This window comes from Flavobacterium aquicola, from assembly GCF_003385115.1.
Lineage (GTDB): Bacteria > Bacteroidota > Bacteroidia > Flavobacteriales > Flavobacteriaceae > Flavobacterium > Flavobacterium aquicola.
Genome location: NZ_QUNI01000001.1, coordinates 282,631 through 296,793 on the forward strand (window position 1 = coordinate 282,631; position 14,163 = coordinate 296,793).

General features: G+C 32.8%; 8 protein-coding genes. 2 read left to right on the top strand and 6 right to left on the bottom strand.

Features of this window, described 5'->3' with window-relative positions:
- Positions 1 to 194: 194 nt before the first annotated feature.
- Positions 195 to 2,798 carry a zinc-dependent metalloprotease gene (locus C8P67_RS01135; RefSeq protein WP_115809505.1) on the top strand — a complete coding sequence of 868 codons (2,604 nt, stop codon included), beginning with the start codon at positions 195 to 197 and terminating at the stop codon, positions 2,796 to 2,798.
- A gap of 535 nt (positions 2,799 to 3,333) precedes the next feature.
- Here the strand turns inward: C8P67_RS01135 and C8P67_RS01140 are convergent.
- From C8P67_RS01140 to C8P67_RS01165, 6 genes are all read right to left on the bottom strand, one after another.
- Positions 3,334 to 3,969 carry a M48 family metalloprotease gene (locus C8P67_RS01140; protein WP_115809507.1) on the bottom strand — a complete coding sequence of 212 codons (636 nt, stop codon included), beginning with the start codon at positions 3,967 to 3,969 and terminating at the stop codon, positions 3,334 to 3,336.
- A gap of 70 nt (positions 3,970 to 4,039) precedes the next feature.
- Positions 4,040 to 5,071 carry a hypothetical protein gene (locus tag C8P67_RS01145; RefSeq protein ID WP_115809509.1) on the bottom strand — a complete coding sequence of 344 codons (1,032 nt, stop codon included), beginning with the start codon at positions 5,069 to 5,071 and terminating at the stop codon, positions 4,040 to 4,042.
- A gap of 89 nt (positions 5,072 to 5,160) precedes the next feature.
- Complete coding sequence (locus C8P67_RS01150; protein ID WP_115809511.1) at positions 5,161 to 6,480, bottom strand: RagB/SusD family nutrient uptake outer membrane protein; 1,320 nt, start codon at positions 6,478 to 6,480, stop codon at positions 5,161 to 5,163.
- A gap of 12 nt (positions 6,481 to 6,492) precedes the next feature.
- Positions 6,493 to 9,792, bottom strand: coding sequence for a SusC/RagA family TonB-linked outer membrane protein (locus tag C8P67_RS01155; protein ID WP_115809513.1), 3,300 nt, complete (start codon positions 9,790 to 9,792; stop codon positions 6,493 to 6,495).
- Positions 9,793 to 10,085: 293 nt separating this feature from the next.
- Positions 10,086 to 11,714 carry a sensor histidine kinase gene (locus tag C8P67_RS01160; protein ID WP_115809515.1) on the bottom strand — a complete coding sequence of 543 codons (1,629 nt, stop codon included), beginning with the start codon at positions 11,712 to 11,714 and terminating at the stop codon, positions 10,086 to 10,088.
- Positions 11,715 to 11,732: 18 nt separating this feature from the next.
- On the bottom strand, positions 11,733 to 12,503 hold the full coding sequence (locus tag C8P67_RS01165) for a LytR/AlgR family response regulator transcription factor (RefSeq protein WP_115809517.1): 771 nt from the start codon (positions 12,501 to 12,503) through the stop codon (positions 11,733 to 11,735).
- A 236-nt stretch (positions 12,504 to 12,739) separates the two neighbouring features.
- On the opposite strand from C8P67_RS01165, the gene lpdA reads away from it, so the two are divergent.
- Positions 12,740 to 14,128, top strand: a complete 1,389-nt coding sequence (lpdA, locus tag C8P67_RS01170) for a dihydrolipoyl dehydrogenase (RefSeq protein ID WP_115809519.1) — start codon at positions 12,740 to 12,742, stop codon at positions 14,126 to 14,128.
- The last annotated feature ends 35 nt before the right edge of the window (positions 14,129 to 14,163 follow it).

Here is a 14,163-nt window from a genome sequence, read left to right on the forward strand (position 1 = left end):
ATACATACAAGACACTTGCAAACTTCGCAAGCCTTTTAATCATAAAGACAATCAATTAGCACAATTACCTTTTTAACTTTAATAAACAAAAATAAGTATTCACTCCCAGAATAATACTACTCACTCCTTTTTGTTTTTTTAAGATTAATGAATCAAATATTTTTAGGAAAAATTTTAACCTAAACTTATTTCACATGAAGGGAAAGGCATATCAAACAGCTCTAAAAAACAGTTTGCTATTATTTATATTAGTTATGAGCTGTAATGCTATAATTGCTCAAAAAAAGAATAAAAAAGACAAAACAGACAAAACAGAAATCATCCAAGATAGTACCGCTAACAAAAAAGGAAAAAAATATGATGTCCTTATAAAACAAGGGACTGTCAAAAAAGGATTATTCAATATTATTCAAGTTAAAAGTGATCTTTATTTTGAGATTAATGACTCGCTTTTTCAAAGAGAATTTTTATTGGTAAACAAAATTTCTAATGTTCCGATGCCAGTAAATGATGCAGGATTAAATAAGGGAATGAATTATGAAAACAAAATCATTACTTTCCATAAAGATCTTATTGCAAAAAAAGTCTGGGTAAAATCATCTGTTCCAAAAATTTCTTCTCCAATAGGTGATGCAATAACAGCTTCTGTAAATAATAATTTTTCGGAATCCATCATTGAAGTTTTTGATATTGAAACTAAAAATAACGACTCTACATCAGTAGTTATTAAAGTGAATAAAGTATTTGACGGAAAACAAAAAAGTTTTAATGATGTATTGAGCAATATTGGTTTTGGAGGTTCTGTAAAACCAGAATTATCCTATATAGAAACAGTAAAAAGCTTTCCAAAAAATATTATTATAAAATCGCAGCTCACCACTTCGGTTGCCGAAGGAGGACCCGCTTTATCAGTTACTATTGGTGTAACCAGCAATATTATATTACTGGACAAAACACCTATGAAAGCACGATTTTCTGATAACAGAATTGGTTACTTTTCCGAAAAGCATTGGTATTTCAGTGATGCACAGCATGCTATGAATGAAAAAGAATTGATTACACGCTGGCGTTTAGAACCTAAACAAGAAGATATTGAAAAATACCAGAAAGGAGAATTAGTAGAACCTAAGAAACCAATCGTTTACTATATTGACCCGGCTACCCCAAAACAATGGCGTTCCTATATCATCGCGGGAGTTCTCGATTGGCAGACTGCATTTGAAAAAGCAGGTTTTAAAAATGCTGTTATCGCTAAAGAACCTGCTGCAGATGATATTGATTTTGACATTGACGATGTACGCTACTCGGTAATAACCTATGTAGCTTCACAAAAAGCAAATGCGATGGGACCAGCAGTTGTGGATCCCAGAAGCGGAGAAATAATTGAATCCGATATTATCTGGTGGCATAATGTAATGACTTCCCTGCAAAGCTGGATGCGCATTCAAACAGGTGCTATTGACCCAAAGGCTAGAAATAATCATTTTAGTGATGAACACATGGGCGAAGCTATTCGTTTTGTTTCTTCTCATGAAGTGGGGCATACTTTTGGTTTAAAACACAATATGGGTGCTTCTTTTGCTTATGATGTTGAATCACTTCGTTCTAAAGATTTTACAGCAAAAATGGGAGGAACAGCTCCATCGATCATGGATTATGCACGTTACAATTATATCGCCCAACCCGAAGATCATGTAGAAGCAATCACTCCAAAAATTGGAGAATATGACAAATATGCTATCGAATGGGGCTACCGCTGGTATGCTAATGAAAAAGAAGAACATACAGCTTTAAACGGACTGATTACCAAACATCAAAATGACCCTATCTACTTCTATGGAGAACAACAAGATGGAGACAGTACTATAGATCCCCGTTCGCAATCAGAAGATTTAGGAAATGATGCTATGAAAGCCGGCGAATATGGCCTGAAAAACCTAAAAGTTGTTGTGAATAACATCCTGGCCTGGACATATGATAAGGATGAATCATACTATGAAACTGGAAAATTATACATTGGTGCCATAGGACAATGGCAGTTGTATAACAGACATGTATTGAATAACCTCGGCGGTATTTATCTCAACACAACAGTACATGGAGATAATAAGGCTAGTTATACAGCTGTTCCTGCTTCTATTCAAAAAAGAGCGACATCATACTTATTGAAAAATAGTATCACTTTGCCAGAATGGCTGTTTTTTAATCCTATACTGGACAAGACAAATCCACTGAAAGATTCTCCCGTTGGCCCTTATGAATACACACCTTATACCTTGGCAAGAGATCTTCAGTATAACACTTTATACAACATGTTTAATGACGAACGCTTGCTTCGGATGATTGAAAACGAATTGTATCAGCGTAATAAAAGCAAAGAGAAACTATTTACAGTAACCCAGTTATTTCAAACTGTTAATAATCATATTTTTGCTCCCACATTACAAAATAAATCCTTGAGCATCTTAGAGCGTATGACTCAAAAAAATTATGTAGATGTACTAATTGTTTCAATCAATAAACTATTCGAAAAAACAGAGTCTAAAAAGCTGATTCAAATTGAAAATAACTTGAATATTCCCGAAATATGCACCTACATTGACGATTCTAAAATGGTGCGCAACATCAATCAATCGGCTATGAAAAGAGTTTCTGAAGTCACCTCAGAGAAAAGAGGAGAGTTAAACAAGATCTTGAAATTAGTAAAAATCAAACAAAACACAGGCAATCAAGAAACTAAAAATCATTATTTTGATTTGATTCAACGAATCGAAAGAGCATTAAACTCATCATTATAAAAATCATTATGACTATGCACAAAACATACTAAATGTTTTTTTGCCACAGATTCTCACAGATTTTAGATGCATTTTTTAGAAATCTGTGTTAATCTTTATAATCTATGGCCCATTTTATCGATTTGGTATTAGTCACGAATAGTCATAAAAATCATTTACAATCTAGAATAAAAAAATAGGCGGCCTAATTGGGCCGCCTATTTTTTTAAATATGTAAAACACAAAAGATCTTAAAACAATATAGTCTTCTTTTGCCATAGATTACACAAATTCTCACTGATTTTACATGCATTTTTTAGAAATCTGTGAGAATCTTTATAATCTGTGGCTAATTTTATCGATTTGGTATTAGTCACGGATAGTCATAAAAATCATTTACAATTTAGAATCAAAAAAAAGGCGACCTAATTGGGTCACCTATTTTTTTAAATATGCAAAACACAAAAGATCAAAACAATACAGACTGTTTTAGAGCTTTATTAACTTTCACACTACTGTATTTTCTACTCTCTCTGTAAGTAACTTTGAAATTCTGCTAATCCCTATTCCAGATGCTTAGAAACTGCTTTTTAAAAGCTGTTGGTTCGTTTTCTTCTTTACTATTAAGGAGATATTCTTTTAGAGAATTAATCCTATCTAAACCCGAAGGATGTGTAAAAGTTACTGGTCCAAGCAATTGCTGTAAATAATCAAAATCTGCATACAAGGATTCAAACTCTTTAGGCAATTTGGTCTGCATTAAATGTACCGCAATTAAATCGGCCAAGTATTCAGCTTTTTTATAGTCGTTGGTTACAGCTCCTCTTGGAATCTCTCCTTTTAAACCAAATAATTTTGCTTGTGAAATAGTAACAATATGGGATACTTCATGTGATAATACAAAAATTTGCAGTGACTGTTTTTTAACCTCAATCAATCCCTGACTTACTTCTACATAGCCAAAAGAAGCTCCAGCATTAATCGTTTTGTCTTTGGTATCAACATGAAACTCGCTAGGAATTTCAATACCATTGTAGCTTTTAAACATTGGAACAACTAATTCATTGTACCGCTTTATGAGCAAATCCTCATTGCTTAAAACTATTTCTGCACTTTTATCCTCACTATCCGAAGAACAGCCATTGCAACTGCATAAACAAGCAAAAAGCAATATAAATAAGTACTTATTCATTTCATAACTGTTTATAAAAAACAAACACTCTTAAAAAAGAGTGTTTGTTTCAATTCTTTAAAAAAAATACTTAATTAGCGTAGTAAGTAAATGTTTTTGATACCGTAGCTAAACCATCAAAATAAGTATATTCAGCACTTACAGGATAGTTATCTGTATTGTACACGTATTTCACTCCTGAATCAGCAAAAGTACCTGTAAGAGGATTGTTTGTGTTAACTGATTGAATTCCTGCATTAATTGCAGCATAAGCAGATGGATAAATTCCTTTGAAAGGATTGTTTTTTGAATCGTAAGTGGCAATATAATCCTCTCCAAATCTATTCTCTTTGGTAACGTTTCCATTAACAATAGTATATTTCACTTCAGAAACTTCATCTGTTTTGGTGTGATCAGTTCTTTTTTCAGTAGATAAATTTCCAGCTGTATCATACGTATATGCATAAGTATAAGTAAGGACTGAATTCTTTTTGTAAACGGCAGTTGCAATTTGACCTGCGCTATTGTATGTGTAAACAGTGCTTTCTTTAGCTGTTTCAGACTTTTTCTCTATCACTTCATTTTCATCATTGTACACTAATGTATAAGTATTAGAAGTTATATCTCCAAAATCATCCACTTCTTTGGTAAACTCAGTTACAAAATTAGCTGTATTGTATTTTGCAAAAGTTGTAGTAGAGTTTTCACCATATAAATCTTCTAATTTATATGTTTTTAATTTAGAACCACTGCCCACTTCTGGACGAACTTTAATAGTAACCATGTATACTTTTGTTGTTCCATCCTCGGCAGTAACGGTAAATGGCTTAGCTTCTCCATCAACGAAGCTAACTTTTGTACCAGATGCTGGCGAAATTGTTGATTTATCAGAAATACTGATAGTTGGTGTAACAGCCGTTAGACTTGTTCCATGAGGTACACTTACTGTAATGGCAGTACCCAAATTATAAGTAATTGCTGCAGCATCAACATTAGCTATTGTAATTTTAAAATCATTAATACTAGCTAAACTTGAAGCTGATTCGCTATCATCACTTGAGCAAGAAACCGTTGATATAGCTACTGCTATAAACAAACACAGGGTCGAAAAAATTCTTTTCATAATTAAAAATAGGTTAAAATGGGTTTTATTTATCTTCTTTATTCAGCATCTTAAACCACAAGATAATAACAGTTTAAAATGGTTTCGTTCTATAAATTCGGGTTATTTATAGTTGCCTCTTTTGGAAATGGAATTACGTATCGGCTATCATTTTTAGCCAGTGTATAATTTTTTCCATTAAAGTTTTTTGTCAAAGCTTGCTGCGTTGTTCTTCTCAAATCATTCCATCTGTAGCCCTCAATTGCAAACTCTCTTCGGCGTTCTTCTAGTATTTCGGTCAATAAATCAGCTGCATTTAAAGCATTTATTTTAGTTTTATAAGCTGTCCAGCCAGCAGGAGTATATCGATTTTTAGTAAAATCGATTAATTTTTGCTTAGCCGCTGCAATGTCATTCAACTGAACCAAACATTCTGCAGTCGTCAAAAACAATTCAGCTGTTCTGTATGACGCCTTGAATTTGATGTCTTTACTTTTCCTAGAGCGATAAGATCCATCTGTATTTGGGCTAAAATATAAATCAAAACGCAAATCATTGGTTTTATCATAAGCCGAAATCAAATCATCCGAAATGGAGGCATTATTTGCTATGTCAAAAGTTGCAACAGTTTCTAATGACAAAATTGACTCTGCCGAATTATATTCAGAAGGCATAATCGTTACATTGCTATTCAAGTCCTGAATTGCACTTTTTATAGCTAAAGCTTCTTTAGCTGAATTAATCGCTTTCTGCCATTCCTTTTGATACAAATACACTCTTGTTTTCAAAGCTTTCACAGCAATCGTAGAAAATCTATAATTGTAGCCTAATGTTTGCTGTTTAACATTTTCCAGAGTTTCCGCTTGGCTAATATCGCTCAATATTAAGTTATAAACTTCTTGAACTGTTTTTACCGGATATGCTTTATCCGAATCATATTCGGTAGTAATTGGCACACCAGGATCTGTACTAGCGGTAGTTTTATTATACGGTTTTGCATAAAGATTGACTAACTCAAAATAAGTCATTGCCCGCAACGCATAAGCCTCGCTCACTAACTGATTTTTGGTTGCCATCTCCCCTTCCATAGTTGCCGCATTGTTAATGACGTGGTTTGCATAAAATATAGTGTTATACAAACCTGCATAAGGAAAATCACTCGTTGAAGGATCAGGATTCAAATCATTCCAAATAAAAATATCTTGATAGTACTCTATACCAACAGCATTTGCTTTCAATGACAATTCGTCGGCACGATAAGTTGTAAATACTTTATATTCTTTTGAAACAGCATAAGCAGATGTCAGGAAACTTCTATATTCCTCTACTGATTTTGGTATTACCTGCCCTACAGGCTCTATGTCTAAATAATCGTTACAAGAGACTAAATTTAGAGCAAGAAATAAAAATATATAATTAATTTTTTTCATGTTTTCCTGTTTTTAAAAAGAAAGATTAAATCCTAAAGAAACTATTTTAGGAATAGGTTGTGCATAGATACTTCCGTAAGTTTCTGGATCAAAATACCCATTATAACTGGTTCCAAAAACGAATAAATTACGTCCTTCGATGTTGAAATTAAAGCTGGACAAATTTAGCTGGTCCAAATATTTCTTTGGCAAATCATATCCAAGTCTAATACTGCTGATACGTATATATGAAATATCTTTAACCCAAATATCCAAATCGTTGTATGTTTTTCCTTCATCGGAGGAGGTGTACCAAGTGTAAACTAAATCAGTATCAAAACCTGGTGAGTTTAACCCAATTAAAGCAGGGTATTTTCCTGTTCCGGCTTTTAAGATATCGGTGCTATAATTTTTGCTAGGATCGGCCATTGTTGGTAAATACGTTGGCGCAGTCTTAACGGTTTGTTTGATATTGAAATTAGATAAAATTCTTAGGTCAAATTGTTTGTATCTGAAATTATTGTTGAAACCACCACTAATTTTTGGCATTGCATCCCCTACATAAGAATATAATTTTCTATGTTCTTCTCTAGTCAATTGGCTTCCGTTAGTACCATTTTCTAATTTATAAAAATCTACTGCCGTTACTTTTTTTCCATCTTTCCAGAACAAAGGCAAGCCATTACTGTCTATTCCAGCTGTTTTAATTGCAAAAATAGCCGTTGAACTATAGCCTTTTAGCGAAGGTTTAAAATCTTCATCTCTTATCTGAATATCGTTTACTACATTCTCATTGTGGGCAAAAATAAGTCCTGTAGACCAGCTAAAATCTGGAGTTGAAATATTTTTGGCAGTAATAGACATCTCATAACCGCTGTTGGTTACCGATCCCCAGTTTGTATTGATAAAATTATAACCACTTTCTAGTGGCACAGCTCTCAATCCAATCAAGTCAGTACTCTTTCTATTATAATAATCTCCTGTCAGGTAAATTCTATTATTCAAAATACCTAAATCAAAACCTAGGTTTGACGCTACTGTTTTTTCCCATCTTAATTTTTCGTTAGGAGCGCTCAAAGCTCGAATAACATCTTCTGTTATTCCTGGCAGAATAGTTTCGCTGTCATATACCCCAACTACGTAAGGAGAGGTAGTTTTATCAATGTTTCCTTGTGTTCCATAAGAAGCTCTCAATTTCAAATCGCTTATTAGCTCAATTCCGTCCATAAAGTTTTCTCTAAAAACATTCCATGAACCAGCTACAGACCACAATGGCAAATATCTGTATTTCACATCAACACCAAACAAGTTAGAACCATCATAGCGCAAACTGCCAAAAACGGTATATTTTTTATCAAAAGTATAAGAAGCTGTACTAAAGAATGATGCAAAAGCATTTTCAGTATACGTTTTTCTATAAGGTTTAAAAAGCGAATTCGTTAAGGATAATTCGTTTGTGATAGCAGTAGTGGTTAATGTATTAGAGTTAAAACCAAATCCTTTAGTATGTACTTCGTTCTTTTTATTTCTTCTAAACTCAGCACCTGCCATAACATCAACTTCATGTAGTGAATTGAAAGTCTTATTAAAATTAGCAGTTGTTTTCCAATTGTATTGAAAAGAATCAGCATTCCAATTCTGAATAATTCCTCCTTTTGGCATATAATAAGCTACATCTCCAGTTGGTGTAAGATACTGTGAATTTTGATTGTATTTTCGTGTATAATAACTATTCTCTGCCGAATATTTCTCTGTTTTATCAAAATCCAATTGCAAACCTAATTGCGAAATAAAATTAAAATTCTTGTTCAATTTATAATTTACATCAAAGATTGATTTAAGAGAATTGGCTGTTAGATTGTATTGCGTATTGTTTCTTTCTTCTACAGGATTATAATTTAAATTCAAATCAGATCTTTCTACCAAATCAGGATCATACGCATAATTCCCATTAGCATCATATACTTTCAAATAAGGACTGGCTGTTCTTGAATAATAAGATGGACTGGTATAACCATCAGAATCTGTAATATAGGAACCTGTTTTATTTTGACTTCCAAATAAAGACACACCAAATTTTAATTTATTATTTACTGAAAAATTATCTTTCAGCGTAATAGTGTAACGTTTTAAATCTGTCCCTTTCGTAGTTCCTTCTTCATCATAAATTCCTGTAGAAAAATAGTAATCATTTGTATCAGTTCCGCCCGAAAGACTCAAACTATACTGTTGGCTTACCCCCATTTGATAAATCTCATCACCCCAGTCGGTATTAGTCTTTTTTAAATCATTTATGGAATTTTGAGTGGCTTTAGAAAGACTTGCAAATCCATTGTCTCTAAAAGTAGCATACTCGTTATTCGCATTTAAAATTCGAGCTACAGCACCTCTATCCTCATGGTAATTCAAATCCGAACGGCTTGCTAAAAATAACTCAAAATCTACTTTTTGAGTAGAATTCATCAAATTCAATTTACCTAAGTCAGGTTTTTGAGTAATAAAGCTGTTGGCCGAAAAATTGATACGCATCGCTCCTTTTTTACCTTTCTTAGTCGTAATAACAATTACACCATTAGCACCTCTTGCTCCATAAATAGAAGTAGCCGAAGCATCTTTTAAAACGGTTACGCTTTCAATATCATCAGGGTTTACGCCCGCAATAGCATAGGATTTTAAATTATCAATATTATCTTTGTCTTTAAAATCAGCAGGTACATCATTTCCTTCCAAAGGAATTCCATCCAAAACCCATAAAGGATCGGATGTACCATTTAGAGTAGATGTACCACGAATCGAAATCTTTGAAGGAGCTCCCGGCGCTCCGCTAGTAGGCTGAATATAAACCCCTGCAACTTGCCCCGATAACATTTGGTCAACATTTGCTACTGCAGACTGCTTAATTTCAGCTATATTAATTACCGCATAAGAAGAAGTAAGTTTTCGTTTCTCGATATTTTGATACCCCATTAAAACAACTTCCTTCAAGGTTTCAGAACTCTCTTTCAGCTGAATTTTCAAGTTAGAACTCGATTTTGATACACTTACTACTTCGGTTTCAAAACCCATATAGGAAACCAAAAGATTTTTTATGTCTTCGGAAACAGACAATGTAAACTTCCCATCATTATTAGTAGTCGTTCCAATCATTGCACCTTGAAGTACTCCGTCAATCTTGGTTTGGTTCCCAATAATTGCAGAAGAAACATAAACTGATGCTCCAACAACAGGCATTTGAGTTTTTGCTTCAATTACACTTCCGCTAATAACCTTCTTATTTTGAGCAAATAGAACTGCGGGTATAAGGATTAAGAAATAAAGTATTTTTTTAATCATCTTTTTATTCAATATTTAAATTATAATTAATATGTTAGGCTCTAACCTAAAATTCTAAATTCTTTCCCTAATCTATTTTACAAAGCCACCTGCTTTTTTATTTGATAAAACCATCTATCAATACAGATAATGTGACGAATTAACCTATTTTAACAGAAAAAAAAACTTTTTAAACCAGAAAGCATTCGTAAAATCTATTAATTCAAGAATTTATGAGTAAAGATGCAAAAGACATCATCTCTGAAAAAACAAAACAGAGTGAACTCGTTAAAAAAGGGAGTGAAATTGTATTTTTAAGATAACAAAGGCAAGTAACATTTGAATGCTCCGTCATCAATTACAGTACGAAAAGTATCTACCTGATAATACTCATAATTGTTTCTCAGATAATCCAAACCAATATGATGACTGCTTTGATCTTTATTTTTTCTTGGTGCATAATTATTACTCACAATAATTTCAGTCTCGTGAATTACTATACTTATATACAAAGGTTTCTGCTTGGTAATTTCATTATGTTTTATTGCATTCTCAACCAATGTTTCCAGAGATAAAAAAGGGATTTTTTTTAGCAGAATTTTAGCTTCACATTCGCAGGATATAGAAACATTCAAACTACTGCTAAACCTAATTTCCTGCAAGAAAATATATTGCTTTAAAAAATCTAACTCCTTTTTAACTGTAACCAAATGCTGCTCTCTCTCTTCTAAAAGATAGCGATATACATCGGCTAATTTTAGAACAAACTGCTGGGATACTTCTGGTTTCGATCCAATTAAAACATGTAATGAGTTTAAACTATTGAATAAAAAATGAGGATTCATCTTTTTCTTCAATTGACTCAGCTGTAAAACGGCATTTTCATGCTGAAATTTTTCATTAACTCGCATTAAATCTTCCTTTTCATTTACTATTATCAGGTTCTCGGCAAATTCTTTTTTTAATTGAGTTCTAGAAACAGCTAATAAAAGCATAAATGCACAAAAAGCAAAAACGGTCATCCATGAAAAATACTTTTTAATGGAAACTATAGACTCTTTAAGATAAATATCTACAGGAAAACTTACAATAACAACCAAAGAGTTTCTTCCTATTTTTACAGCATCATAATATCGTAATACTTCGATACCTAAAAAAGTCGAAATTGCTTTTTCTCTGAGTATATTTTTATCATCAGGTTGATAATAACTATTTATATTTTCTGAATTTTTAAGCACTTTTGTTATAGAAAAAGTTTTAAAAAAATTAGGCAGCGGATTACCAATATATCTAGTTTCGGGATGCAAAACACATATTCCCTTTGCATTTGTAACCACTGTATAACCACCCTCGCCTTTATACACTTCTGAGTAATATTTCCAAAAATGCAATAAATCGATATCATAACCAATAATTGCTATAGTACCATTGACTAATTTTTTAGCAACTATCTTTCTATTAAAAACGCCTCCTTGGCTTTTAACAACACTGTCTAAAAAAACTTCCTTTGTGTTTTTTTTAAAAGTATTTATCCAACTGATAATTTCATGCCTATAGACAGTATTATTTTTTTTAGAAAAACAAATATCCTTGTTCAATTTTTTATCCAAAAAACAAACAAAACTATTGGAAACATTGGGGTTACTTACTGATAAATCACTATTAAACAATAATTTAGACTTCAAATTTGGTATCGAAGAAGCTGATGAACTGTTAATCATTTTTTCAGAATCTTCTAAAAATTGATTCAGTTGATTAAATTCAAAAGCAATAATATTCTCTTTGGATTTTAAATTATCTTGTACTATATGTTCAATTAAATTCTCAGTAACACTGGTAATTTTGGGAGTTGTTAGTGAACTTCCTGCAAAGAATAAGATAATAATAAAGACACTCAAATATAAGTATCTCTGATGTTTTTTTGCTCGGATTAGAAATTTCATTTGCAATAACAGCTGCTATTAATTATTGAGCCAATTTTTAAAATCCTTGGTACTTTTTGAACTAACCAAAATCAACTCCGAAAAATTAGGCACTGGCTGTAATTCTAGCTTCAATCTATTTTGACTATACTTAAATATCTGTTTTATAGCATGATGACTTACAATAAACTTTCTATTAATTTTAAAAAAATCTTTACTGGACAATTTAAACTCTATGTTAGAAATAGTGTCTTCGTACAAAAAACTATCGCCGGTATTCGTAAATAAAAAAAGATACTTATCCTGAGCCATAAAATAAGCAATCTCATTGCTATTTATTGAAATCAATTGCTCGCCCCTGGAAACCAAAAAACGTTCTTGAATATTTGTGTTTTTTTCATTAGACTTTAATTGCTGCAAAAAACTCTCAATCTTATCAAATTCAACAGGAGTAGAAACATTAATGCTAAAATATTTTTCTATGGCGCTATTAAGTTTATCCTCATCATAGGGTTTTAACAAATAGTCGATTGCAAAAAACTGAAAAGATTGTATGGCATATTTATCAAAAGCAGTAGTAAAAACAATAGGAATCTTTATATCTAAAGCTTCGAAAATCTCAAAACTTTCTCCATCACCAAGATGTATATCACTAAAAATCAAATCACAAGTGTAATCCTTAAACCATTCTAAAGCTTCAGATACACTTTCCAAACGTTTTACAACTACAACATTCCGACTGCTTTTCAATAATAATTTCTCTAAAGACTCAGCCGCCAAATCCTCATCCTCAATAATAACAATGTTCATCCTAAAAAAATTAAATCAACCAAAGATTAATATCCTCTAACTCTCTAATGAAAGACAAAAAAATCACATTGCAAAGGTACATCCTTAATTTCGGTTTTACAAGGATGCCCGTATATGACTGTCAAGTAGAGCAATTGATAACCATTTATAATAGAAAAATTTGATGGAAACTTTCTCAGGACAGAATAAATCCTTAATTTTGGAAACTTAAATTAATTTAGAAAATACGAAAAGAAATGAAATACGATATTATAGTTTTAGGAAGTGGCCCTGGAGGATATGTTACAGCAATTAGAGCCTCTCAATTAGGTTTTAAAGTAGCTGTAGTTGAAAAAGAAAACCTTGGTGGTATCTGTTTAAATTGGGGATGTATCCCAACGAAAGCGTTACTAAAATCGGCTCAGGTTTTTGATTATCTAAAACATGCTTCAGATTACGGATTAACTGTAAATGAATTTGATAAAGATTTTTCAGCTGTGGTACAACGCAGCCGTTCTGTTGCTGAAGGAATGAGCAAAGGTGTTCAATTCTTGATGAAAAAAAATAAAATTGATGTAATTGACGGTTTTGGAAAGCTAAAAGCTGGTAAAAAATTGGACGTTACTGATAAAGACGGAAAAGTTACTGAATACAGTGCTGACCACATTATCATCGCTACTGGAGCTCGTTCTCGTGAGTTGCCAAACTTACCACAAGATGGTGTAAAAGTAATTGGATACCGTCAGGCAATGACTTTGCCAACGCAGCCAAAATCTATGATCGTTGTAGGTTCTGGAGCGATTGGAGTTGAATTTGCACATTTCTACAACTCAATGGGAACTGATGTGACTATTGTTGAATTTATGCCAAACGTAGTTCCTGTAGAAGACGAAGATATCTCAAAACAATTTGAGCGTTCTTTGAAAAAAGCGGGTATCAAAATTATGACTAACTCTTCAGTAGAACGTATTGATACTTCTGGAGCTGGAGTTAAGGCATATGTTAAAACTGCAAAAGGAGAAGAAGTTCTTGAAGCTGATATTTTATTGTCTGCTGTTGGAATCAAAACTAATATCGAAAACATTGGATTAGAAGAAGTAGGTATTGCAGTTGACAGAGATAAAATCTTGGTTAATGCTTACAACGCAACTAACATACCAGGTTACTATGCTATTGGTGATGTTACTCCTGGACAAGCATTGGCTCACGTAGCTTCTGCCGAAGGAATCAACTGTGTGGAGAAAATCGCAGGATTACACGTTGAACCAATCGATTACGGAAATGTTCCTGGATGTACGTACGCAACTCCTGAAATCGCTTCTGTTGGTTTGACTGAAAAACAAGCAAAAGAAAAAGGATACGAATTGAAAATTGGTAAATTCCCATTCTCTGCTTCTGGAAAAGCTAAAGCTGCCGGAACTCCAGACGGTTTTGTAAAAGTTATTTTTGATGCTAAATACGGCGAATGGTTAGGATGCCACATGATTGGTGCTGGTGTTACTGATATGATTGCTGAAGCAGTTGTAGCTCGCAAACTAGAAACTACTGGTCACGAAATCCTAAAAGCTATCCACCCTCACCCAACTATGAGTGAAGCTGTAATGGAAGCTGTTGCTGATGCTTATGGTGAAGTAATTCACTTGTAATATTCAGATTTAGAATAAAGATTTTAAATTTATAC

Excerpts from the sequence above, each read along its gene's own strand:
- C8P67_RS01155 (WP_115809513.1), bottom strand. The coding sequence starts at position 9,792 with ATGATTAAAAAAATACTTTATTTCTTAATCCTTATACCCGCAGTTCTA.
- C8P67_RS01150 (WP_115809511.1), bottom strand. The coding sequence starts at position 6,480 with ATGAAAAAAATTAATTATATATTTTTATTTCTTGCTCTAAATTTAGTC.
- C8P67_RS01140 (WP_115809507.1), bottom strand. The coding sequence starts at position 3,969 with ATGAATAAGTACTTATTTATATTGCTTTTTGCTTGTTTATGCAGTTGC.
- C8P67_RS01165 (WP_115809517.1), bottom strand. The coding sequence starts at position 12,503 with ATGAACATTGTTATTATTGAGGATGAGGATTTGGCGGCTGAGTCTTTA.
- C8P67_RS01160 (WP_115809515.1), bottom strand. The coding sequence starts at position 11,714 with ATGAAATTTCTAATCCGAGCAAAAAAACATCAGAGATACTTATATTTG.
- lpdA (WP_115809519.1), top strand. The coding sequence starts at position 12,740 with ATGAAATACGATATTATAGTTTTAGGAAGTGGCCCTGGAGGATATGTT.
- C8P67_RS01145 (WP_115809509.1), bottom strand. The coding sequence starts at position 5,071 with ATGAAAAGAATTTTTTCGACCCTGTGTTTGTTTATAGCAGTAGCTATA.
- C8P67_RS01135 (WP_115809505.1), top strand. The coding sequence starts at position 195 with ATGAAGGGAAAGGCATATCAAACAGCTCTAAAAAACAGTTTGCTATTA.